This is a genomic window from Streptomyces sp. NPDC091649 (genome assembly GCF_044756785.1).
Lineage (GTDB): Bacteria > Actinomycetota > Actinomycetes > Streptomycetales > Streptomycetaceae > Streptomyces.
This window is the reverse complement of the sequence record NZ_JBIVTR010000023.1, coordinates 1-21070: the sequence shown is the minus strand read 5'-3', so window position 1 is coordinate 21070 and position 21070 is coordinate 1. Positions and strand designations below refer to the sequence as shown.

Here is a 21070-nt window from a genome sequence, read left to right as displayed (position 1 = left end):
GCCGACCACGCATGTGCGCGGACTGTAGGAACCCGACAGCACCCCGGACAAGCCACTGTCAGGGACCGATTCCTCGATCGGTGCACGGTACCGATAGGTTTTCGATGTACCACACCGCCAAGGAAAGGGTGATCCGTTGAGCCGCTCGGTTCTCGTCACCGGAGGAAACCGGGGCATCGGCCTCGCCATCGCCCGCGCCTTCGCCGACAATGGCGACCAGGTCGCGATCACCTACCGTTCCGGAGAGCCGCCCCAGGTGCTCACCGAGGCCGGCGTCCTGGCGGTCCGCTGCGACATCACGGACGCCGAGCAGGTGGAGCAGGCATACAAGGAGATCGAGGAGAAGCACGGTCCCGTGGAGGTGCTGGTCGCCAACGCCGGTATCACCAAGGACCAGTTGCTGATGCGGATGTCCGAGGACGACTTCACCTCCGTCGTCGACACCAACCTCACCGGGACCTTCCGGGTCGTCAAGCGCGCCAACCGCGGCATGCTGCGCGCCAAGAAGGGCCGTGTCGTCCTGATCTCCTCCGTCGTCGGCCTCCTCGGCTCGGCCGGCCAGGCCAACTACGCCGCCTCCAAGGCCGGGCTCGTGGGCTTCGCCCGGTCCCTGGCCCGTGAACTCGGTTCGCGGAACATCACCTTCAACGTCGTCGCCCCCGGTTTTGTCGACACCGACATGACCCAGGCGCTCACCGAGGAGCAGCGCGAGGGCATCGTGTCCCAGGTGCCGCTCGGCCGCTACGCGCGGCCCGAGGAGATCGCCGCCGCGGTGCGCTTCCTCGCCTCCGACGACGCGTCGTACATCACTGGAGCCGTCATTCCCGTTGACGGCGGATTGGGCATGGGTCACTGATCACCATGAGCGGAATTCTCGACGGCAAGCGCATCCTGATCACCGGGGTGCTGATGGAGTCGTCCATCGCGTTCCACGCCGCGAAGGTGGCCCAGGAGCAGGGGGCCGAGGTCATCCTGACGGCCTTCCCCCGCCCCACCCTGACCGAGCGCATCGCCCGGAAGCTGCCGAAGCCGGCCAAGGTCATCGAGCTGGACGTGACCAACCAGGAGCACCTGGACCGGCTGGAGGGCCTGGTCCGCGAGGAGCTCGGCTCGCTCGACGGCGTCGTCCACTCCATCGGCTTCGCGCCGCAGGACGCGCTCGGCGGCAACTTCCTCAACACGCCGTTCGAGTCGGTCGCCACCGCGATGCACGTCTCGGCGTTCTCGCTGAAGTCGCTGGCCATGGCCTGCAAGCCGCTGATGAGCGAGGGCGGCTCGATCGTCGGCCTCACCTTCGACGCCCAGTACGCCTGGCCGCAGTACGACTGGATGGGCCCGGCCAAGGCCGCGCTGGAGGCCACCTCCCGCTACCTCGCCCGCGACCTGGGCAAGGACGGGCTGCGCTGCAACCTGATCTCCGCCGGCCCACTCGGCTCCATGGCCGCCAAGTCCATCCCGGGCTTCTCCGAGCTGGCCGACGTCTGGAACCACCGTGCCCCGCTCGCCTGGGACATGAGCGACCCGGAGCCCGCCGGCCGCGGCATCGTCGCCCTGCTCTCCGACTTCTTCCCGCGCACCACGGGCGAGATCATCCACGTCGACAGCGGCGTGCACATGATGGGCGCCTGACCGCGGCCCACACCGCCCGACGGCCCCCGGCCGCGCACCCCTCCCGGTTCTCCGGAGACGGTACGCGGCCGGGGGCCGTCTCGCGGTCCGTGACCGAACGCCGCCGCTCCGGTCGAAAAGTCGGCCGATCCACCGCAGAATGAGGAGATACCGGACTTCTGGTCAGGCCGCGGGAGGGAGATCGCCATGCGTCCCACCCGCCGCCGGACCCGTCTCCTCCTGGCCGCCCCGGTGGCCGTCGCCGCCCTCGCCGTACCCCTGGGGGTGCACGCCGCCAGGGGAGCGGACGGTGCTACGGGAGCGGGGCCGCCGGAGCCCGAACCGGCCGGCTCGGAATGCCGTACCTCCGTCGAGGGCTCCCGGGTCGTCGCCTACTGCCACAACCCGTACCCCTCCACCGACCTGGTCCGGCTGCACACCGAGTGCGACCGGTGGTGGGACGTCGACGCGGACGGCGCGACGGTCGCGGTGGAACCCGGCCGGACCGTGCGGCTGGAGGACCGCTGCTGGAAGGAGATCGCCACGGCCTGGGTCAGCCACCGCCCGGCCCCGGTGTGAAGGACTCCCGGGCCGCGGGGCCGGACGAGCGGCTGCGCCGGGTCGGTCAGACAGGACCCGGACGAGCCGCTGCACCCGGTCGGTCGGGCGGAACCCGGGACGAGCCGCTACACCCGGTCCGTCAGGCAGAACAGCGCGTGGCTCGCCGCCTCGGCGGCCGCCGCCTCCGCGTCCCCGGCCCGGATCGCCTCGACCAGCCGTCCGTGGTCCATGTGGTTCTCCGGCCGCAGTTCGGAACCCACGTCCCCGCGCAGATAGTCGCGCAGCAGGTCCCCGAGGTCGGCGTACAGCTCGGTCAGAACGTCGTTGTGCGAGGCCGCCACCACCGCCAGGTGCAGCGTCGCGTCCGCCGCCACGAACGCCTCCGCGTCCCCCGAGGCCCAGGCGTCCTCCCGGCGTGCCATCAGCGTGTCCAGCTGCCGCATGTCCCGCTCGGTGCGCCGGGCCGCCGCCAGCCGGGCCGCCGACGACTCCAGCGTCGAACGCAGCTCCGCGATGTGACGGGGATCGGCGGCAGCGAACCTGCGGTGCATCACCCCGGCCAGCTCACTCGTGGCGATCACGTAGGTGCCGGAGCCCTGCCGGATGTCCAGGAGCCCGTTGTGCGCGAGCGCCCGCACCGCCTCCCGGACGGTGTTGCGGGCCACGCCCAGCTGCTCGACCAGCTCCGGTTCGGTCGGAATCCGCGAGCCGACCGGCCACTCGCCGGAGGTGATCTGATTCCGCAGCTGGGCGATCACCTGGTCGGCGAGTGCCGAACGCCGCGGGGACGTCAACGCCATGGTGCTCCTTGCTCGTGGACCGGCCCGGAGGGGGCCGTGCCGAAAGAGGGGGTCGGGGCCGGATTCTCTCAGGATGCCGGGGCCGGGCGACGCCCAGGATTGGACAATCAATCATCCCATGATTCTATGATGGTTTCATGCCGGACGAAGAGACGCAGATCCCGACCATGAACCGCGGCGCCGCCGCGCGCACCCCCCGCGCACTGCGTACCCAGCCGCTCCCCGGCGCCGGGGAGGCCCCCGCGCCCTGGCTGCTGCGCCTCATCGCCGTGGGACTCGTCCTGGCCGCCCTGAACCTCCGCCCCGCCATCACCAGCCTCGGCGCCCTCCTCGAAGAGGTCCGCGAGGGGCTGCACATGAGCGGAAGCGTGGCGGGCGTCCTCACCTCCGTGCCGCCGCTCTGCTTCGCGGTCTTCGGGGTCATGGCGCCGCGCCTGGCCCGCCGCTTCGGCGCGGGTGCCGTCGTCTGCGCCGGCATGGCCGCCATCGCGGCCGGCCTGGTCATCCGCCCGTACATCGGCTCCACCGCCGGCTTCCTGGCGGCCAGCGCGCTGGCCCTGATGGGCATCGCCGTCAGCAACATCCTGATGCCGGTGATCGTCAAGCGCTGGTTCCCCGACCGCGTCGGCAGCATGACCGGCCTCTACTCCATGGCCCTGGCCCTCGGCACCGCGCTGGCCGCCGCCGTCACCGTCCCCGTCACCGGCGCACTGGGCGGCGACTGGCAGGCGGGCCTCATCGTCTGGGCCGTTCCGGCCGCCCTCGCGGTGCTGCCCTGGATCGTCCTCGTACGCGACCGCACCCCGGCCCCCGGCCACGCGGCCCCGGCCGCCTCCGATGCGCCGGCCGGGGAGGCGCCGGCCCTCCGGATCACCCGCAGCCGCACCGCCTGGGGCCTCGCCTGCTTCTTCGGGCTCCAGGCCACCGCCGCGTACATCACCATGGGCTGGATGCCGCAGATCTTCCGCGACGCCGGAGTCTCCGCCGGCACGGCCGGACTCCTGCTCGCGGTCACGATGGCGATGGGCGTGCCGCTCGCGTTCGTCATCCCCCGGGTCGCCTCCCGGCTCAGGCAGCAGGGCCCGATCGTCGTCGCCCTCGGTCTGTGCGGCCTGATCGGCTACGGCGGCCTGTACCTCGCCCCCGCCGCGGGCGCCTGGGCCTGGGCCCTGCTCCTCGGCGTGTCCAACTGCGCCTTCCCTCTCGCCCTCACCATGATCGGCATGCGGGCCCGGTCCGGCGCGGGCGTGGTGCGGCTCTCCGCCTTCGCCCAGTCCACCGGCTACCTGCTCTCGATCCCCGGTCCGCTGCTCGTCGGCGTGCTCTACCAGCACAGCGGCGGCTGGGGGCTGCCGATCGCCCTGATGGCGGGCCTCATGGTCCCCCAGATGGTGGCCGGGGTCCTCGCGGGCCGGGACCGGACGATCGAGGACGAGTGCTGAGATGCGACACTGACCTCATGCCAGTGCTCGATCCGAATCCCCAGAACGGCCAGAAGAAGCTTCTCCTCGTGTTCGGGGCGATGCTCCTCATCACCGTCGTCATCGGTGTGATCGCCACGATCGCCTCACCCTGAAGCCGAGGGGCCCAGGACCCCGGGGTAGGGCTAGCACCACCTCCCCTAGGGGGGCAGGGTCAGGGTGAAGTGGGTGGGTCACCGGATGGGCCCGGCCGCCTTTGATCCGTAGGTTCTTCGGTGACGACCCGATGACTTGACGGAGGCGGACATGCCGGCACCGACGCACACCAGGTCCCATCGACCGGCCGCGGACGGTGTCGAGATACGGCTGCCGTGGTGGGCCGTCGCCCTGCCCGCCGTCGCGTTCGCCGCCCTGCTGCTGATGATCCTCAGCCCCGGGCAGGCCCACGCCGCGACCGGCGACCCGGCGCTCGGACAACTGATCGAGCGCGCCCTCCAGCTGCTGCCCCGCTGAGCCCAAGTGGCCCCGGACCCGTGCGCCGAGTCCCCGGACGAGCCCGTCAACACCCTGCGCCAGAGGCCGCGTTTCATGCGAAGCTGAGGTGTATGAGCGTCGAGACACCTCGCAGGATCGTCCTTCTCCGGCATGCCAAGGCGGAATGGTCGCAGGCTTCCGATCATGAGCGCCCGCTGGCCGAGCGCGGCCGCAAGGAGGCGCCCGTGGCCGGCCGCAAGCTCGCCGATTCCGGCATCGACTTCGATCTGGCCCTCTGCTCCACTGCCGCCAGGACGCGGGAGACCTGGAAGCTGGCCGTCCATGAATTCTCCCAGCGCCCCCGGACCGTCTATGAGGAGAGGCTGTACGAGGCTTCCCTCGGGGAACTGATCGCCCTGTTCAACGAGACCCCGGACGAGGTGCGCAACCTCCTGGTCATCGGGCACAACCCAGGAATGCACGGGGCCGCCGACGCCCTCTCCGGCTCGGCCGAGGGCGACGCCCTGGCCCGGATGACCCGCGACGGCTTCCCCACGGCCGCCTACGCCGTGGTGGAGTTCCCCGGCTCCTGGAAGAGCGTGGAGCACGGGGCCGGGAAGCTCACCGAGTACTGGACGCCGAACGACTGAGCGTCCGGCACCTCACCCCGTGCCGCACGCAGGCCCCGGCACCTCTCGTGCCGGGGCCCTCCCGCGTACGGCGCCGGAACCGGCGCCCCGGCGCCTTCGGCCGACGAGACCGTCCGCCCGGCGACGTCAGTCGACGAGACCGTCCGCCGCTTCGACCTCTTCGCGGGTGATGCCGAGCAGATAGAGCACGGTGTCCAGGAACGGCACGTTCACCGCGGTGTGCGCCGCTTCCCGGACCATCGGCTTGGCGTTGAAGGCGACCCCGAGGCCCGCGGTGTTCAGCATGTCGAGATCGTTCGCCCCGTCCCCGATCGCCACCGTCTGCGCCAGCGGCACGCCCGCCTGCTCGGCGAAGCTCCGCAGCAGCCGGGCCTTGCCCGCCCGGTCCACCACCTCGCCGACGACCCGGCCGGTGAACTTGCCGTCCACCACCTCCAGGGTGTTGGCGGAGGCGAAGTCGAGGCCGAGCCGTTCCTTCAGGTCGTCCGTGACCTGCGTGAAGCCGCCGGAGACGACACCGACCTGGTAGCCGAGCCGCTTCAGCGTACGGATCAGGGTGCGGGCTCCGGGCGTGAGCCGTACCTCGGCGCGGACCTTGTCGACCACCGAGGCGTCCAGACCGGCCAGCAGCGCGACCCGGGCGTGCAGCGACTGCTCGAAGTCCAGCTCGCCGCGCATCGCCTGCTCGGTCACCCGGGCGACCTGTTCCTCGCAGCCCGCGTGCGCGGCGAAGAGCTCGATCACCTCGTCCTGGATCAGCGTGGAGTCGACGTCCATGACCACCAGTCGCTGGGCCCGGCGGCTCAGCCCGGCCGAGACCACCGCGATGTCCACGCCGATCTCCGCGGCCTCGGTCGCCAGTGCGGTCCGCAGCTCGGCGGTCCCGGTCCCCGACACGGCGAACTCGACGGCGGTGACCGGGTACTTCGCCAGCCGGAAGATACGGTCGATGTTCCCGCCGGTCGAGGTGATGGTGGCCGCTATGGCGGCGGTCGACTCCGCGGTGAGCGGGTGGCCCAGCACCGTCACATGGGAACGGCCGTCGCCGCGGGGGCGGTTGTCGCCGATACCGGAGATGATCTCGGCCTGGAGCGTCAGGGAGTCGGCCCAGCTGTGCACGGTCGCCCGCAGATCGCCCTCGGTGCTCCCGCCCGCGGTGGGCGCGGTGACCAGTGCGCAGAGCACGATGCGGCCCCGGGTGACGACCTGCTCGATGTCCACGACATCGACGGCGTACGCGGCGAGGGTGTCGAAGAGGCCCGCGGTGATGCCGGGGCGGTCCTTGCCGAAGATCTTGACGAGAAGGGTGGGGGCGTTGCCGCCCGGAGAGGTCTCGCCGCCGGTCCCGTCGACCCGACGGGTCCCGGGGGGCTCGGAGGGCTCGGGAGACGAGAGGGGCTGAGGTGGCTGAGATGCGCTCATGGTGCTCCCACCGTAGCGGTCCCGGCGCCCCCTCCGGCCGCCTGTCCCGAGTGCCGGACGGAAACAGCCCCGCCCGTCCGCCACACCCGTCGGCGGTCCCGGCCCGGGGGTGCGGGCCGTGGTGGATCCGGTCGGCGGAGGTCCTGTCGCCAGGCAGCACCCGGTGTCCTGAATCTGTCGTTATGAAGTCGCTCAACATTCTCTGGGCGGTTACCTGCCCTTCATGCGGGCTTCTGCGGTTCCGCTCCTGTTTCGCCCCTGCTGCCAGGGCGTTCGCGCAGGTCTCCGTGGGCTCTTGACCCGCCCGACTTTCGGATCCAGGACCGGTCCTGGAATAGTGCCCCACGATGTTCAGCATCCCTAGACTCCCTGCGATGGGGGTGACACGGGGGACAACTAGTGGGGCGCGGAGTGCCGGAACTCGTACTGGAATTGAATGGCAGCACCTGGACGCTCGATCCGTCCAGGTCGTACACCCTTGGACGTGATCCGCAGGGCGACCTGACGATCGACGACGCCAGAGTGTCGTGGCGGCACGCCACGATCAGCTGGAGCGGTCGCGGTTGGTTCATCGAGGACCACGGCAGCACCAACGGCACCTACGTGCAGGGTCAACGGATCCAGCAGATGGAAATCGGCCCCGGCTCGGTGCTGCACCTGGGCAACGCCACCGACGGCCCGAGGGTGAGCCTCAGCGCAGGCGCAGGCGCAGGCGTCGTCGGAGGTCAGGCGGCCGGAGTCCAGCAGGCTCCCCAGCAGCAGCAGGGCGGCGGAGCGGGCTGGCAGGGACAGCAGCCTCCCGCGCACCAGCCTCCCGCGCACCAGGCCCCCGCCCAGCATCAGGGCTGGCAGCAGCCGCCGGCACCCCAGCAGCAGGTCCCGCACCAGCAGGCCCCGCCCCAGAAAGTGCCGCACCAGCAGAGCCCCGGGCATCCGGCCGGGCCGGGGCGGGGCGGTGCCGCGGGAACACCGCCGATCCACGGCGAACGCAGCCCGACCACGTTCCACCAGCTGGCCCTCGGACGCGTCATGCGCATCGGCCGTGCCCTGGAGAACGAGCTGGTCGTCTCCGACCTCCAGGTCTCCCGCCACCACGCCGAGTTCCACGCGACGCCCGACGGCCGCTTCGAGATCCGCGACCTCGGCTCGCACAACGGCACGTACGTCAACGGTCTGCCGCTCCACAAGTCGGGTTCCGCGCTCATCGGCGCGAACGACATCGTCGGCGTCGGGCACTCGACGTTCCGGCTGGTGGGGGACCGGCTGGAAGAGTTCGTCGACACCGGTGAGGTCTCCTTCTCCGCCCGCCACCTCACGGTGACGGTCGACGGGGGGAAGCAGATCCTCAAGGACGTCTCCTTCGGCGTCCCGGAGAAGTCGCTGATCGCGGTCATCGGCCCGTCCGGTTCCGGGAAGTCCACCCTGCTCAAGGCGCTCACCGGCTACCGGCCCGCCAACCAGGGCGACGTCCTCTACGACAACCGAAACCTGTACAAGCAGTTCGCCGAGCTGCGCCAGCGCATCGGTCTGGTCCCGCAGGACGACATCCTGCACAAGGAACTGACCGTCACCAAGGCCCTCAAGTACGCGGCCAAGCTCCGCTTCCCCGCGGACACCACCGAGGCCGAGCGCCAGTCCCGGATCACCGAGGTCCTCGCCGAGCTCAAGCTCGACATCCACAAGGACAAGAAGATCACCTCGCTCTCCGGCGGCCAGCGCAAGCGCGTCTCGGTCGCCCTGGAGCTGCTCACCAAGCCCTCGCTGATCTTCCTGGACGAGCCGACCTCCGGCCTCGACCCGGGTATGGACCGCGATGTCATGCAGCTGCTGCGCGGACTCGCCGACGACGGCCGTACGGTGCTCGTGGTCACGCACTCGGTCGCCGAGCTGGCGATCTGCGACAAGCTCCTCGTGATGGCGCCCGGCGGTTCCGTCGCCTACTTCGGTCCGCCGGAGGAGGCGCTGAACTTCTTCGGCTACACCAGCTGGGCCGACGTCTTCTCCGCCTTCGAGAACTACCGCGACTACGACTGGGCGGGCCGCTGGCGCGGCTCGCAGCACTACCAGATGTACGCCGCCGACATCGACGCGGTCGCGGCCCAGCCGGTCAACATGCCGCCCCCGCAGCAGATGCGCCCGCCCAAGCCGCAGGGCTGGACGGCGCAGCTGTGGACGCTGATGCGCAGGTACTCCTCCGTCATCGCGTCCGACAAGGGCTTCATGGGCCTGATGCTCATCCTGCCCGCCGTGCTGGGCGTGGTCAGCGTGGTCATTCCGGCGGAGTTCGGCCTGGCCGAGCCCACCCCGCCGTCCCGGTTCAACAGCAAGGCCGGAACGATCATGCTGATCCTCGCGGTCGGCATGTGCTTCTCCGGCGCCGCCAACTCCGTACGAGAGCTGATCAAGGAACGGGTCATCTACGAACGGGAACGGGCCACCGGCCTGTCCCGGTCCGCGTACCTGATGTCCAAGGTGATCGTCCTCGGCGTGATCACCGCTTTCCAGGGCGTGATCATCTGCGGCATCGGCTTCGCCACGCGCGATCTGCCCGCGGAGGGCCTGATCATGCCCCCGGCCGTCGAGATCTGCCTCTCGATCATCGCGCTGGGCTTCACCTCGATGATGTTCGGCCTGGTCATCTCCTCGCTGGTGAAGACCTCCGAGAAGACCATGCCGCTGCTGGTCATGTTCGCGATCATCCAGGTCGTCTTCACCGGCGTGCTCTTCCAGGTGTACGGATCGCCCGGCCTGGAGCAGTTCGCCTGGCTGATGCCGTCCCGCTGGGCGATGGCCGCGGCCGGCGCCACGCTGGACCTGGCGCACCTGATGCCGCCGTGGGACCCGAAGAGCCCCACCGACCTCGACCCCCTGTGGGAGCACACCGCGAGCCAGTGGGGCATCAACATCGCCGTGCTCCTGGCGCTCGGCGTGATCTGCGGGATCGCGGTCGCGCGCCTGCTGCGCCGCCACGAGCCCGAGGTCATGCGCAAGTAACGCGCCCGGCCACGCGCGGACAGCGCGGGCCGGGGAAACGGAACGACGCCGGAGGGCGGCGCCCCGCGGGGCGCCGCCCTCCGGCGTCGTCGAATGGCGTCGTCGAGCGGCGTCGCCGGCCCGGCGGCCACGAGCGACTCAGTACGCGCTGTTCACGTTGTCCATGGAGCCGTAGCGGTCGGCCGCGTAGTTGCAGGCGGCGACGATGTTGGCGACCGGGTCGTACAGGTCCTTCTTGGTGCCCGCCACGTGGTAGCGGTCGAAGGTCGGCTGGATCACCTGGAGCAGCCCCTTGGACGGGATGCCGTTCCGGGCGTTGATGTCCCAGTTGTTGATGGCCCACCGGTTGCCGCTGGACTCCCGGATGATGTTGCGGTGGATTCCCTCGTACGAGCCGGGGATGCCTTCCTTCTTCATGATGGACATGGCCTCGCGGATCCAGCCGTCCAGGTTGTTGGCGTAGACGGGCTTGCGCGCGGTGGAGCGGTTCGCGGCCTCGGTGCCGCGCTTCTTCGCGTCCGCCTTGGCCTTGGCGGCCTTGTCCTTCGCGTCGGCGGCGGCCTTCGCCTTGGCCTTGGCGTCGGCGGCGGCCTTGGCCTTCGCCTCGGACGCGGCCTTGGCCTTGGCGGCGGCGGCCTTGGTCTCGGCGGCGGCCTTCGCCTTCGCGGCGTCGGCGGCCTTCACCAGCTTCTCGGCGGTGGAGTGCTGCTCGATCATGCTGTTCTGCACGGTCTTGGCCTGTGCGGAACCAGCGGTGAAGGCCACGGGCGCGGCGGCAGCCGCTGCCTGCGGGGCAATCTCGGCCTCGGCGTTCGACGGGACGAGAGAGAAGGTCAGGGCGGCTACGCCCAGGGCCGACACACCGGCCACGGAGATCTTCTGGACCTTGTTCAGACGACGGACACGGCTGGGAATGCGAGTCGCAGACATGCAGGGATACCTCTTCGAATGCTCAGGTGTCCTCACGGAGGACGAGACCGGAGGCGGCGATGCGCACCTCCGTCGGGGACGAGAGCAATTCTTAGCGGCAGCAAAATCCTGTGGCAATGATGTGACGTACGAAGCCGGGTAGTGGAACAGGGTCGCGTTCGTCCCGAATCACCCCCACCGATGCCTGCTCAAATCGCCCTTAAGCTCCCACTAGGTACGTTCGTAAGTGACGTGTGCCCTATGCGCGGGCTCACATCGGCACCAGGGCACCCTCACCGTTCGTTGCTGACGCAATCCGGAGGGTAATGTTCCTCATTCGGCAGGACGAGGCGGGCGGCCCCGGGCTCGTACCCGAGGCGGCCCTCCCCGGCCCCGTGCGCGCACCGGGCGAGGCCGCCCCTGGGACCTACGACCTCCGACCCAGGGACCCGCCGCCCGGGCCTAGGCCCCCGTCCATCCATCACCGACCCGGGCCCGATACGACCGCCCGTTCTCCGCCGGTACGGTGATCCCATGAGTCATCGCCCACCGTCGGGCCTCGCCGCGGTGAGTGCCGCGCTCCTCGCCATGAGCCGGCACCTCGAAGTGGGCGACGTCCTCAAGACGATCGTCGCCTCCGCCCGCGAGCTGCTCGACGCCCAGTACGCGGCCCTCGGCGTCCCGGACGATCACGGCGGCTTCGCCCAGTTCGTGGTCGACGGCGTCAGCGACGAACAGTGGAAGGCCATCGGCCCCCTGCCCCGCCAGCACGGCATCCTCGCCGCGATGCTCCACCAGGCGAAACCCGAACGCCTCGCCGACGTCCGCGAGGATCCCCGCTTCGGCGGCTGGCCCGACGCCCACCCCGACATGTCCGACTTCCTCGGCCTGCCCATCACGGACGGCGACGAGATCATCGGAGCCCTGTTCCTCGCCAACAAGACGTGCCCCAAGCCCGAGGGCGGCTGCGGCTTCACCGCCGAGGACGAGGAACTGCTCGCGATCCTCGCCCAGCACGCGGCGATCGCCCTGACCAACGCCCGCCTCTACGAGCGCAGCCGCGAACTGACCATCGCCGAGGAGCGCTCGCGCCTGGCCCACGAACTGCACGACGCGGTCAGCCAGAAGCTGTTCTCGCTCCGCCTCACCGCCCAGGCCGCCACCGCCCTCGTCGACCGCGACCCCGCCCGCGCCAAGGGCGAACTCCAGCAGGTCGCCGCCCTCGCCGCCGAGGCGGTCGACGAGCTGCGGGCCGCCGTCGTGGAGCTGCGGCCCGCGGCGCTCGACGAGGACGGACTCATCGCCACCCTCCGCACCCAGATCCAGGTCCTGGACCGGGCGCACGCCGCCGAGGTCGCCTTCGAGAGCCGCGGCGTGCGGGCGCTGCCCGCGGCCCAGGAGGAAGCACTGCTCCGGGTCGCCCAGGAAGCCCTCCACAACGCCCTGCGCCACTCCGGAGCGGAGCGGGTGAGCGTCACTCTGACCCGGCGCGGCGCCGCCACCGTCCTGTGCGTCGCCGACGACGGGAACGGCTTCGACCCCACCGCCGTCAGGCGGGCGGGCCGCCACCTGGGCCTCGTCTCCATGCGCCACCGGGCGGGCAGCGTCGGCGGCCGGCTCACCGTTACCTCGGAGCCCGGCAAGGGCGCCACGATCGAGATGGAGGTCCCCGGTGGCTGACAAGATCATCAGGGTGCTGCTGGTCGACGACCATCAGGTGGTCCGCCGCGGACTGCGTACGTTCCTGGAGATCCAGGAGGACATAGAGGTCGTCGGGGAGGCGTCCGACGGCGCGGAGGGGGTGGCCCGGACCGAGGAGCTCCGCCCCGACGTCGTGCTCATGGACATCAAGATGCCCGGCACCGACGGCATCGAGGCCCTGCGCCGCCTCCGGGAGCTCGACAACCCCGCCAAGGTCCTCATCGTCACCAGCTTCACCGAACAGCGCACGGTGGTCCCCGCCCTGCGCGCCGGAGCCTCCGGTTACGTCTACAAGGACGTCGACCCGGACGCGCTGGCCGGGGCGATCCGTTCGGTCCACGCCGGCCACGTCCTCCTCCAGCCGGAGGTCGCGGGCGCGCTGCTGGCCCAGGAGGACGCGGGGACCGGCACGGGCCGGGGCAGCACACTCACCGAGCGGGAACGGGAAGTCCTCGGCCTCATCGCCGACGGCCGTTCGAACCGCGAGATCGCCCGTGCGCTCGTCCTCTCCGAGAAGACGGTCAAGACGCACGTGTCGAACATCCTGATGAAGCTCGACCTGGCCGACCGGACCCAGGCCGCGCTGTGGGCGGTACGCCACGGAGCGGCGGGCTGACGAGCCCGACGAGGGCCGGGGCGCCGAACCGCCGCGCGACGCCGTGTGAAGACCGCGCGGCCCCAACCCCGGCCCCGGCCCGGCCCGGCCCCAACCCCGGCCCGGCCTCGATCACCGGCCCGAGCCCACCCCCGAAAGCCGGACGCCCCGCCCCTCCCCGCCGGCCCCGCCCCTCCCCGCCGGCCCCGCCCTGCCGGCCTTCCCTCCAGCCCTGCCAGCCCCGCCAGGCCGCCCGGCGACCGAGGACGGACGGGCCCGCGCCCCTACCGCCGCACCTCTCCGCCCTCCACGTACGCGTTGTACGCCGCCACCTGAGCCCGCCGAGCCACCCGCTCCACCGGCCGCAACGCCTCCCCCCGCGCCGAGATCTCCGACGCGCTCACCGCACCGCCGTGCCCGTTCTCGTACGCCACCGAGACCAGCAGCCCCACCCGCTGCGCCATCTCCAGCACCCGCACCGCGCGCGGCGGGTACCCGGGCGCCAGCACATCGCGCCCCCGCTCCGCCCGCGCCCGGTACGCGTCCACCGCCGCCTCCGCGACGGGCCCCGAACCGGCCACGTCCAGCCGCGCCAGCACCGCCGTCGCGTCCCGCAACGCCTCCGCCAGCTCCCGTTCCGCCTCGCCCAGCGACGGTACGTCCGCGGGCGGCGCCTCCCGTACCGGCAGCACACGCCACACCACCTCCACGTGCACATCGCCCTCCGGCCCCGCTTCGCCGACCTCGGGCACCAGTCCGTACGGCACCCCGTACGCGACCACCGCCTCCTCGGCCTCCAGCGCCCGCGCGTTGAAATCCGGCGGACCGCTCAGCCCCAGCGGATGCCCCGGCACCGGCAGCGCGACCCGGAAACCGGTCGCCCCGAGACTCCTCAGCCGGCCGAGCGCCAGCGTGAGCCCGACCGGCCCCGCCTCGCCCGGCAGCCCCTCGACGCGGTGCACCGCGTCCTCCCCGACAATCGCGAGGGCCGCGTCGTCCGGCGAGACGAGTCCCGCCAGAAGCGCGTTTCCCCAAGCGGCCAACAACCCAGAACGTGGTTCGACAAGCATGACGACAGCCTAGGGAACGGACCTCACGCCTGGAGCACTCACGCGGTGGCGTAGGTTTTCCCTTGGGAGACGTGCCCACCGGCACGCGACGATGGACGAGACTGCATGGGGAGACAACGCGCCATGAGCGATGTACTGGAGCTGGTGGACGTATCCGTGGTCCGCGACGGACGCGCTCTGGTGGACGATGTCTCGTGGTCGGTCAAGGAGGGGGAGCGCTGGGTCATCCTGGGCCCCAACGGCGCCGGCAAGACGACCCTCCTCAACCTCGCGTCCAGCTATCTCTTCCCGAGCACGGGAACGGCCACGGTCCTCGGTGAGCGGCTCGGCGGCGTCGGCACCGACGTCTTCGAGCTCCGCCCCCGCATCGGCATGGCGGGCGTGGCGATGGCCGACAAGCTTCCCAAGCGCCAGACGGTGCTGCAGACGGTCCTCACCGCCGCCTACGGCATGACCGCCACCTGGCACGAGAACTACGAAGCCGTCGACGAGGAGCGCGCCCGCGCCTTCCTCGACCGGCTCGGCATGACCGAGTACCTGGACCGCAGGTTCGGCACGCTCTCCGAAGGGGAGCGCAAGCGCACCCTGATCGCCCGCGCCATGATGACCGACCCCGAGCTGCTGCTCCTGGACGAGCCCGCCGCCGGACTCGACCTCGGTGGGCGCGAGGACCTCGTCCGCCGCCTCGGCCGCCTCGCCCGCGACCCCTACGCCCCCTCCATGATCATGGTCACCCACCACGTCGAGGAGATCGCGCCCGGGTTCACCCACGTCCTGATGATCCGGCAGGGCAAGATCCTCGCGGCCGGGCCCATGGAGACCGAGCTGAGCTCCCGCAACCTCTCCCGCTGCTTCGGCCTGCCGCTCATCGTCGAGCACACCGGCGACCGCTACACCGCCCACGGTCTGCCGCTCTCCTGACCGGCCGGAGACCGTACGCCCCCGAGCACCGTCCTCACCCCGGCACCCGCACCCCAGCGACCCGGCCGGGCGCCGGAACAGGCCCTCGCGCCACGATCGGCGGGCCGTTCAACGCAGTTGACCGCCTGTGCGCCCTGTCGGTGACGCACCGACAGTCCTACGATGGCCGGGTGGACATCGACGCATGGGTGTGGTGGCTGATCGGCGCGGTGGGACTGGGCATCCCCCTCGTCCTGACCGCGATGCCCGAATTCGGGATGTTCGCCGTCGGGGCGGTGGCCGCATCGGCCGTCGCCGCCCTCGGCGGCGGAATCGTCGCCCAGGTGCTGGTCTTCGTCGTGGTCTCGGTCGCACTGATCGCCGTCGTGCGCCCGATCGCCGCCAGACACCGGGCCGGACAGGTGGGCCATGCCAGCGGCATCGACGCGCTGAAGGGGCGTCAGGCGGTCGTGCTGGAACGGGTATCCGCCACCGGCGGCCGCATCAAGCTCGCCGGCGAGGTCTGGTCGGCCCGCTCGCTCGACTCCGACCAGGTCTTCGATCCCGGCAGTCAGGTCGATGTCGTGGACATCGACGGAGCGACGGCCGTCGTCATGTGACCGAAGCGTGCACGGGGCGGGCCCAGGTCTGCCAGACTCCAAGTCGATCATGTCGATCGTCATGAGGACCCGGCCGGACGACAACTCGCCCACCACCGGCCACACATGACCAGCGACCCCGATCACCGCGATCCACCGGCCAACCGAAGGGCACGAGAGACACGATGCAACCGATCATCATCGTTCTGATCATTCTGGTGGTGCTCGTCTTCATCGCCCTGATCAAGACGATTCAGGTCATTCCGCAGGCCAGCGCCGCCATTGTGGAGCGGTTCGGCCGCTACACCCGCACCCTGAACGCGGGCCTGAACATCGTCGTCCCGTTCATCGACTCGATCCGCAACCGGATCGACCTCCGTGAACAGGTGGTGCCCTTCCCGCCGCAGCCGGTGATCACCCAGGACAACCTGGTCGTCAACATCGACACCGTCATCTACTACCAGGTGACCGACGCCCGCGCCGCGACCTACGAAGTCGCCAGCTACATCCAGGCCATCGAGCAGCTCACCGTCACCACCCTGCGGAACATCATCGGCGGCATGGACCTGGAGCGGACCCTCACCTCCCGTGAGGAGATCAACGCGGCCCTGCGCGGAGTGCTCGACGAAGCGACCGGCAAGTGGGGCATCCGCGTCAACCGCGTCGAACTCAAGGCGATCGAGCCGCCTACCTCCATCCAGGACTCGATGGAGAAGCAGATGCGCGCCGACCGCGACAAGCGCGCCGCGATCCTCACCGCAGAGGGCATCAGGCAGTCCCAGATCCTCACCGCCGAGGGTGAGAAGCAGTCCGCGATCCTGCGCGCCGAGGGCGAGTCCAAGGCCGCCGCTCTGCGCGCCGAGGGCGAAGCCCAGGCCGTCCGCACGGTCTTCGAGGCCATCCACGCCGGAGACCCGGACCAGAAGCTCCTCTCGTACCAGTACCTCCAGATGCTCCCGAAGATCGCCGAGGGCGACGCCAACAAGCTCTGGATCGTGCCCAGCGAGATCGGTGACGCCCTCAAGGGCCTCAGCGGAGCCTTCGGGAACCTCGGCGGCGGTATGCCCGGCTTCAACACCGACGGCACCGGCGGCAACGGCGGCAACGGGAACGGCGGCAACGGCCACGGCGGCATCCCCGCCCCCGCGATGGAACGACGCGAGGAACCCCCGGTCTCCTGACACGGATCGCCCTTCATGCATGATCAGTGAGGCCCCTCGACCTTCATGGCGGGGAGGCGTCACTGACCACCGAAGGAGATGGTCTTGTCCATCTGGGAAATACTCGCCGTCCTCGCGGCCGGAGTCGGAGCGGGCACGATCAACACGATCGTCGGCTCCGGCACCCTGATCACCTTCCCCGTCCTGCTCGCCACCGGCCTTCCCCCGGTCACCGCGACCGTGTCCAACGCGCTCGGCCTCATCCCCGGCTCCATCAGCGGGGCCATCGGCTACCGCAAGGAACTCGCCGGACAGCGCCGACGCATCCTCAAGCTGAGCGTCGGCGCGGCGCTCGGCGGCCTCTGCGGCGCGACCCTGCTGCTCTCCCTGCCCTCCACGGCCTTCGAGACGATCGTCCCGGTCCTGGTCGCCCTGGCGCTCGTCCTGGTGATCCTGCAACCACGCATCAGCAAAGCCGTCCAACGCCGCCGCGAACACACCGGCACCCCGCCGCGCACCGACGGCGGCCCGCTCCTGTTCACCGGCCTGATGCTCGCCAGCGTCTACGGCGGCTACTTCACGGCCGCCCAGGGGATCATCTACCTCTCCCTGATGGGCATGCTGCTCGACGACACGATGCAGCGCCTCAACGCCGTCAAGAACGTGCTGGCCGCCGTCGTCAACACCATCGCCGCACTGTTCTTCCTCTTCGTCGCCCACTTCGACTGGACGGCCGTCGTCCTCATCGCGGTCGGCTCGGCCATCGGGGGCCAGATAGGCGCCAAGGTCGGCCGCCGCCTGAGCCCCACCGTCCTGCGCGCCCTCATCGTGGCCGTCGGCACGGTGGCCATCGTCCAGCTGCTGCTCCGCTGAACGCCGTGGGCCCGCCCCCGAGGGACGGGCCCACGCCTACGCCACCGGGCGTACGCCGACCACGCGACGGCCCCGCGCCGCCGCACCGGGCGACCGCCCCCGCGCTACGCCGCCGCTGCCCGGCCCAGCCACTCGGGCAGCGCCGCCCGGTCGCCGGCCCCGATCGCCAGCAGCATCGCCTCGGCGGGGGAGGGGACGAACGGCTGCTTCAGCAGTGGCATCCCCGCCTGCTCCGGCGTACGGGCCGCCTTGCGGTGGTTGTCCTCGGCGCAGGAGGCCACCGTGTTCAGCCAGGAGTCCTGCCCGCCCTGGGCACGCGGCACCACGTGGTCGACGGTGGAGGCCCGCCGCCCGCAGTACGCGCACCGGTGCTGGTCCCGTATCAGCACACCCCTTCTGGACCACGGCGCCTGTCTTCGGAACGGCACCCGTACGTACCGGCAGAGCCGGATCACCCGGGGCACCGGAATGTCCACGGCGGCACCGCGCATACGGAGTTCGGGATGCGACTGCTCGACGACGGCCTTGTCCGTCAGGATCAGGACCACCGCACGGTTGAGCGTCACTGTCGACAGCGGCTCGAAGCTCGCGTTGAGAACCAGCGTGTCACGCATCCTGCCCACCTCCCGTGTGCCGCCCGCCCCCTGGCAGGCCCGGATCAACTCTGGCTGGGCAGGCCGCGATGGACAACGCAATAAAAAATGCCCTGCTCTGATCTCTCCAAGACCAGAGCAGGGCAAACAACGGACGAACTAATCGCCGGCGGGAGCCTCGTACTCACCGATCAGCCGAGCACGCCCCAGCGTGTGGAACCGGAGATTGAATCCGACCACCGCGGGAGACGCGTCGCTGTCGATCCCCAGCTTCTCGGTGTCCACCGCGTACACGGTGAACACATAGCGGTGCTTCTCCCCGGGCGGCGGCGCCGCGCCCCCGAAGTCCTTGGAGCCGTAGTCGTTACGGGCCTGGACGGCCCCTTCGGGCAGCCCCTCGAACGTTCCGCTCCCGGCCCCGGCCGGAAGCTCCGTCACCGAGGCCGGGACATCGAAGAGCACCCAGTGCCAGAACCCGCTGCCCGTCGGGGCGTCCGGGTCGAAACACGTCACGGCGAAGCTCTTGGCCCCCTCGGGGAAACCCTCCCACCGCAGCTGCGGCGAAGTGTTCCCGCCCGCAAGCACCTGGGCCTCGCCCAGCACGGCCCCAGGCGCGAGATCGTCGCTCACCACGGTGAACGCCGGAACCTCCGGATGGAAGTCGTGCGGCAGCGGGGCCCTCTTCGGCTCGGTCACGTCTCGCACCTCTCCTGATCGGTTCGTCTGCCTTCCCGTCCGACCCTAGAGCCAGTTGCGCTGTCCGCCGACCTGGGCGAGCCACTGGTTGAGATACGCCGCCCAATCGGTCTGCTGGTAGTCGTGCAGCCCCACCTTGAAGGCGCGGTAGGAGTCGCTGCCCTCGCTGAACAGTCCCGGCTTCTTGTCCATCTCCAGGATGACGTCCATTTCCCGGTCGTCGGCGACGAACGTCAGCTCCACCTGGTTCAGCCCGCGGTACTGCGTCGGCGGGACGAACTCGATCTCCTGGTAGAACGGCAGGCGCTGGCGCGTGCCGCGAATGTGACCGCGCTCCATGTCCGCGCTGCGGAAGCCGAAGCCCAGCTGCCGGAAGGCGTCGAGCACGGCCTCCTGCGCCGGCAGCGGATGCACGTTGATCGGGTCCAGGTCACCGGAGTCCACCGCACGGGCGATCTCCAGCTCGGTGGTCACGCCGATGTTCATTCCGCGCAGCTGCTGCCCGCCGAACATCGTGATCGGCGTCTCCCAGGGAATCTCCAGGCCGAACGGCACCACGTGCACCGCGCCCGCCTGCACCTCGAACGCCCCCCCGAGGCTCAGCTTGGTGAACTCGATGTCCTGCTTGGTCTCCTGGTCCCCGCCCTCGACCTCGACCCGCGCCTGCAGGCCGACCGAGAGCCCCTCGATCTGCTGGGCGACCGAACCGCCCTGGATCCGCACCTCGCCCTGGACGACCCCACCGGGGACGACGTTCACCTCGGTGAGCTCGGTCTCCACCGAGGCACCGCCGGCACCCATGCTCGCGAGCAGCCGCTTGAAGCCCATAGTCACTCCTTCTTCGTCCTGACCCCTACATACGCGCCCTGACGGTAGCCGGTTCCCTTCCGCGCGTTCCCAGTACCCTCGGACGGCATGACCAAGAGCCCGGACCGCGCCCCGCTGACACGACAGTTCTTCGACCGCTCCGTACTGGAAGTGGCCCCCGACCTCCTCGGCCGCACGCTCGTCCGCCGCAGTGCGGAGGGCACGATCGAACTGCGGCTGACCGAGGTGGAGGCGTACGCGGGCGAGGTCGACCCCGGCTCGCACGCCTTCCGGGGCCACACCGCCCGCAACAGCGTGATGTTCGGTCCGCCCGGTCACACGTACGTCTACTTCACGTACGGGATGTGGCACTGCCTCAACCTGGTGTGCGGCCCGGAGGGCCATGCGAGCGGAGTCCTGCTCCGGGCCGGCGAGATCAACGTCGGCGCCGCCCTCGCCCGCGGCCGGCGCCTCACGGCCCGCAATGACAAGGAACTGGCCAAGGGCCCGGCCCGCCTCGCGACCGCCCTCGACGTCGACCGCGAACTGAACGGCAGCGACCTCTTCGGCGGAGCCGCCCCGGCCCTGTCCGTACTGCACGGCACTCCGCCGCCCCGCGCCGTCGTACGCAGCGGCCCCCGCACCGGGGTGGGCGGCGACGGAGCCCACCAGCCGTGGCGCTTCTGGATCGAGGGGGACCCCACGGTGAGCCCGTACCGCGCCCACGCGCCGCGCCGCCGGCCGAGCCGGAAGGTGACTTGACGAGCCCCCGGCAGACGCCTAATGTAGTCCGAGCCACTTGACACGGGTACAGCTCTTGGAACAGTCCATCGGACCGGGCCGAGCCACCCGAAGTAGCCAAACCACTACCAACGACTCACCCCTGGCGGGTGCGAATTCGGCATGCCCGATATTCGCGCTGTCGGCTCGATTATGAGACGCCAAGAGAATCGGCTAACGTAGTGGACACGCCGAAAGGCAAGGCCCCTCCACAGGCCACCGGAAATCGAATTCGGACCGGAAACGGAACGAAAAAGAGTCTGGTAAAGTTGGAACCGCCGGAAAGGGAAACGCGAAAGCGAAGGACCTGGAAAGCACCCCGCTTCGACCGGGAATCGGACAGATAAGAGTCTGATAGAGTCGGAAACGCAAGACAGCAAGACAAAGCAGTAAACGAAGGGAAGCGCCCGGAGGGCCCCGGTGAAACGGGACCGAAGGAAGCGTCCGTTCCTTGAGA

The 21070-nt window shown here is 70.5% G+C and carries 22 protein-coding genes; 15 read left to right on the top strand and 7 right to left on the bottom strand.

Annotated features, from left to right (window positions below; genetic code table 11):
* The first annotated feature begins 136 nt into the window (after positions 1–136).
* From fabG to ACIQMU_RS28540, 3 genes are all read left to right on the top strand, one after another.
* Positions 137–856: a 3-oxoacyl-[acyl-carrier-protein] reductase gene (gene fabG, locus ACIQMU_RS28550; RefSeq protein WP_352243075.1), complete on the top strand. Its 720-nt coding sequence runs from the start codon at positions 137–139 to the stop codon at positions 854–856.
* A gap of 5 nt (positions 857–861) precedes the next feature.
* Positions 862–1629, top strand: coding sequence for an enoyl-ACP reductase FabI (gene fabI / locus ACIQMU_RS28545; RefSeq protein WP_352243074.1), 768 nt, complete (start codon positions 862–864; stop codon positions 1627–1629).
* Between the two features lie 186 nt (positions 1630–1815).
* Positions 1816–2187 (top strand): hypothetical protein, encoded by a 372-nt coding sequence (locus ACIQMU_RS28540; RefSeq protein ID WP_352243073.1) that lies wholly within the window; start codon positions 1816–1818, stop codon positions 2185–2187.
* Between the two features lie 107 nt (positions 2188–2294).
* Here the strand turns inward: ACIQMU_RS28540 and ACIQMU_RS28535 are convergent, their stop codons facing one another.
* Positions 2295–2969, bottom strand: a complete 675-nt coding sequence (locus ACIQMU_RS28535) for a FadR/GntR family transcriptional regulator (RefSeq protein WP_402690000.1) — start codon at positions 2967–2969, stop codon at positions 2295–2297.
* Positions 2970–3106: 137 nt separating this feature from the next.
* On the opposite strand from ACIQMU_RS28535, the gene ACIQMU_RS28530 reads away from it, so the two are divergent.
* The 4 genes from ACIQMU_RS28530 (at position 3107) to ACIQMU_RS28515 (ending at position 5514) form a co-directional block, all read left to right on the top strand.
* Positions 3107–4411, top strand: coding sequence for a CynX/NimT family MFS transporter (locus ACIQMU_RS28530; RefSeq protein WP_402689999.1), 1305 nt, complete (start codon positions 3107–3109; stop codon positions 4409–4411).
* A 17-nt stretch (positions 4412–4428) separates the two neighbouring features.
* Positions 4429–4545: an SGM_5486 family transporter-associated protein gene (locus ACIQMU_RS28525; protein ID WP_007446146.1), complete on the top strand. Its 117-nt coding sequence runs from the start codon at positions 4429–4431 to the stop codon at positions 4543–4545.
* A 151-nt stretch (positions 4546–4696) separates the two neighbouring features.
* Positions 4697–4903, top strand: coding sequence for a hypothetical protein (locus tag ACIQMU_RS28520; protein ID WP_352243069.1), 207 nt, complete (start codon positions 4697–4699; stop codon positions 4901–4903).
* A 92-nt stretch (positions 4904–4995) separates the two neighbouring features.
* Positions 4996–5514, top strand: a complete 519-nt coding sequence (locus tag ACIQMU_RS28515; protein ID WP_402689998.1) for a SixA phosphatase family protein — start codon at positions 4996–4998, stop codon at positions 5512–5514.
* 126 nt (positions 5515–5640) lie between these two features.
* On the opposite strand, the gene serB is transcribed toward ACIQMU_RS28515, so the two are convergent.
* Complete coding sequence (serB, locus tag ACIQMU_RS28510; protein WP_352243067.1) at positions 5641–6936, bottom strand: phosphoserine phosphatase SerB; 1296 nt, start codon at positions 6934–6936, stop codon at positions 5641–5643.
* A 399-nt stretch (positions 6937–7335) separates the two neighbouring features.
* On the opposite strand from serB, the gene ACIQMU_RS28505 reads away from it, so the two are divergent.
* Entirely contained in the window at positions 7336–9930 is a 2595-nt protein-coding gene (locus tag ACIQMU_RS28505) for an FHA domain-containing protein (RefSeq protein ID WP_402689997.1), read from the top strand.
* Between the two features lie 138 nt (positions 9931–10068).
* On the opposite strand, the gene ACIQMU_RS28500 is transcribed toward ACIQMU_RS28505, so the two are convergent.
* The gene (locus ACIQMU_RS28500; protein WP_352243065.1) at positions 10069–10860 is read right to left on the bottom strand and encodes a transglycosylase SLT domain-containing protein; all 792 of its coding nucleotides are present in this window, start codon (positions 10858–10860) and stop codon (positions 10069–10071) included.
* Positions 10861–11373: 513 nt separating this feature from the next.
* Here ACIQMU_RS28500 and ACIQMU_RS28495 point away from each other — a divergent pair.
* Positions 11374–12519 carry a GAF domain-containing sensor histidine kinase gene (locus tag ACIQMU_RS28495; RefSeq protein ID WP_402689996.1) on the top strand — a complete coding sequence of 382 codons (1146 nt, stop codon included), beginning with the start codon at positions 11374–11376 and terminating at the stop codon, positions 12517–12519.
* On the top strand, positions 12512–13156 hold the full coding sequence (locus tag ACIQMU_RS28490; RefSeq protein WP_352243063.1) for a response regulator transcription factor: 645 nt from the start codon (positions 12512–12514) through the stop codon (positions 13154–13156). The genes ACIQMU_RS28495 and ACIQMU_RS28490 overlap by 8 nt, the downstream gene beginning before the upstream one ends.
* Positions 13157–13419: 263 nt before the next feature.
* Here the strand turns inward: ACIQMU_RS28490 and ACIQMU_RS28485 are convergent, their stop codons facing one another.
* Positions 13420–14205, bottom strand: a complete 786-nt coding sequence (locus ACIQMU_RS28485) for a hypothetical protein (RefSeq protein WP_352243062.1) — start codon at positions 14203–14205, stop codon at positions 13420–13422.
* A 123-nt stretch (positions 14206–14328) separates the two neighbouring features.
* Here ACIQMU_RS28485 and ACIQMU_RS28480 point away from each other — a divergent pair, with 123 nt between their 5' ends.
* The 4 genes from ACIQMU_RS28480 to ACIQMU_RS28465 all read left to right on the top strand — a co-directional run bounded on the left by ACIQMU_RS28480 (position 14329) and on the right by ACIQMU_RS28465 (position 17737).
* The gene (locus ACIQMU_RS28480; RefSeq protein ID WP_352243061.1) at positions 14329–15126 is read left to right on the top strand and encodes an ABC transporter ATP-binding protein; all 798 of its coding nucleotides are present in this window, start codon (positions 14329–14331) and stop codon (positions 15124–15126) included.
* A gap of 170 nt (positions 15127–15296) precedes the next feature.
* Positions 15297–15725, top strand: coding sequence for an NfeD family protein (locus ACIQMU_RS28475; RefSeq protein ID WP_352243060.1), 429 nt, complete (start codon positions 15297–15299; stop codon positions 15723–15725).
* Between the two features lie 164 nt (positions 15726–15889).
* Positions 15890–16885: an SPFH domain-containing protein gene (locus ACIQMU_RS28470; protein ID WP_352243059.1), complete on the top strand. Its 996-nt coding sequence runs from the start codon at positions 15890–15892 to the stop codon at positions 16883–16885.
* A 78-nt stretch (positions 16886–16963) separates the two neighbouring features.
* Complete coding sequence (locus tag ACIQMU_RS28465) at positions 16964–17737, top strand: sulfite exporter TauE/SafE family protein (RefSeq protein ID WP_352243058.1); 774 nt, start codon at positions 16964–16966, stop codon at positions 17735–17737.
* A 104-nt stretch (positions 17738–17841) separates the two neighbouring features.
* Here the strand turns inward: ACIQMU_RS28465 and ACIQMU_RS28460 are convergent, their stop codons facing one another.
* The 3 genes from ACIQMU_RS28460 to ACIQMU_RS28450 all read right to left on the bottom strand — a co-directional run bounded on the left by ACIQMU_RS28460 (position 17842) and on the right by ACIQMU_RS28450 (position 19854).
* The gene (locus ACIQMU_RS28460; RefSeq protein WP_352243057.1) at positions 17842–18351 is read right to left on the bottom strand and encodes an HNH endonuclease; all 510 of its coding nucleotides are present in this window, start codon (positions 18349–18351) and stop codon (positions 17842–17844) included.
* Between the two features lie 138 nt (positions 18352–18489).
* The gene (locus tag ACIQMU_RS28455) at positions 18490–19026 is read right to left on the bottom strand and encodes a YbhB/YbcL family Raf kinase inhibitor-like protein (protein WP_402689995.1); all 537 of its coding nucleotides are present in this window, start codon (positions 19024–19026) and stop codon (positions 18490–18492) included.
* A gap of 45 nt (positions 19027–19071) precedes the next feature.
* Positions 19072–19854 (bottom strand): sporulation protein, encoded by a 783-nt coding sequence (locus ACIQMU_RS28450; RefSeq protein WP_352243055.1) that lies wholly within the window; start codon positions 19852–19854, stop codon positions 19072–19074.
* An 87-nt stretch (positions 19855–19941) separates the two neighbouring features.
* On the opposite strand from ACIQMU_RS28450, the gene ACIQMU_RS28445 reads away from it, so the two are divergent.
* A complete protein-coding gene (locus ACIQMU_RS28445) occupies positions 19942–20595 on the top strand; it encodes a DNA-3-methyladenine glycosylase (RefSeq protein ID WP_352243054.1) in 654 nt (217 codons plus the stop codon).
* The last annotated feature ends 475 nt before the right edge of the window (positions 20596–21070 follow it).

What these genes read in the sequence shown, in the direction of transcription:
- fabI (WP_352243074.1), top strand. Translation starts at nt 862, where the DNA reads ATGAGCGGAATTCTCGACGGCAAGCGCATCCTGATCACCGGGGTGCTG.
- ACIQMU_RS28465 (WP_352243058.1), top strand. Translation starts at nt 16,964, where the DNA reads ATGGTCTTGTCCATCTGGGAAATACTCGCCGTCCTCGCGGCCGGAGTC.
- ACIQMU_RS28460 (WP_352243057.1), bottom strand. Translation starts at nt 18,351, where the DNA reads ATGCGTGACACGCTGGTTCTCAACGCGAGCTTCGAGCCGCTGTCGACA.
- ACIQMU_RS28525 (WP_007446146.1), top strand. Translation starts at nt 4,429, where the DNA reads ATGCCAGTGCTCGATCCGAATCCCCAGAACGGCCAGAAGAAGCTTCTC.
- ACIQMU_RS28520 (WP_352243069.1), top strand. Translation starts at nt 4,697, where the DNA reads ATGCCGGCACCGACGCACACCAGGTCCCATCGACCGGCCGCGGACGGT.
- ACIQMU_RS28480 (WP_352243061.1), top strand. Translation starts at nt 14,329, where the DNA reads ATGAGCGATGTACTGGAGCTGGTGGACGTATCCGTGGTCCGCGACGGA.
- ACIQMU_RS28535 (WP_402690000.1), bottom strand. Translation starts at nt 2,969, where the DNA reads ATGGCGTTGACGTCCCCGCGGCGTTCGGCACTCGCCGACCAGGTGATC.
- ACIQMU_RS28530 (WP_402689999.1), top strand. Translation starts at nt 3,107, where the DNA reads ATGCCGGACGAAGAGACGCAGATCCCGACCATGAACCGCGGCGCCGCC.
- ACIQMU_RS28470 (WP_352243059.1), top strand. Translation starts at nt 15,890, where the DNA reads ATGCAACCGATCATCATCGTTCTGATCATTCTGGTGGTGCTCGTCTTC.
- ACIQMU_RS28445 (WP_352243054.1), top strand. Translation starts at nt 19,942, where the DNA reads ATGACCAAGAGCCCGGACCGCGCCCCGCTGACACGACAGTTCTTCGAC.
- ACIQMU_RS28500 (WP_352243065.1), bottom strand. Translation starts at nt 10,860, where the DNA reads ATGTCTGCGACTCGCATTCCCAGCCGTGTCCGTCGTCTGAACAAGGTC.
- serB (WP_352243067.1), bottom strand. Translation starts at nt 6,936, where the DNA reads ATGAGCGCATCTCAGCCACCTCAGCCCCTCTCGTCTCCCGAGCCCTCC.
- ACIQMU_RS28495 (WP_402689996.1), top strand. Translation starts at nt 11,374, where the DNA reads ATGAGTCATCGCCCACCGTCGGGCCTCGCCGCGGTGAGTGCCGCGCTC.
- ACIQMU_RS28540 (WP_352243073.1), top strand. Translation starts at nt 1,816, where the DNA reads ATGCGTCCCACCCGCCGCCGGACCCGTCTCCTCCTGGCCGCCCCGGTG.
- ACIQMU_RS28485 (WP_352243062.1), bottom strand. Translation starts at nt 14,205, where the DNA reads ATGCTTGTCGAACCACGTTCTGGGTTGTTGGCCGCTTGGGGAAACGCG.
- ACIQMU_RS28515 (WP_402689998.1), top strand. Translation starts at nt 4,996, where the DNA reads ATGAGCGTCGAGACACCTCGCAGGATCGTCCTTCTCCGGCATGCCAAG.
- ACIQMU_RS28450 (WP_352243055.1), bottom strand. Translation starts at nt 19,854, where the DNA reads ATGGGCTTCAAGCGGCTGCTCGCGAGCATGGGTGCCGGCGGTGCCTCG.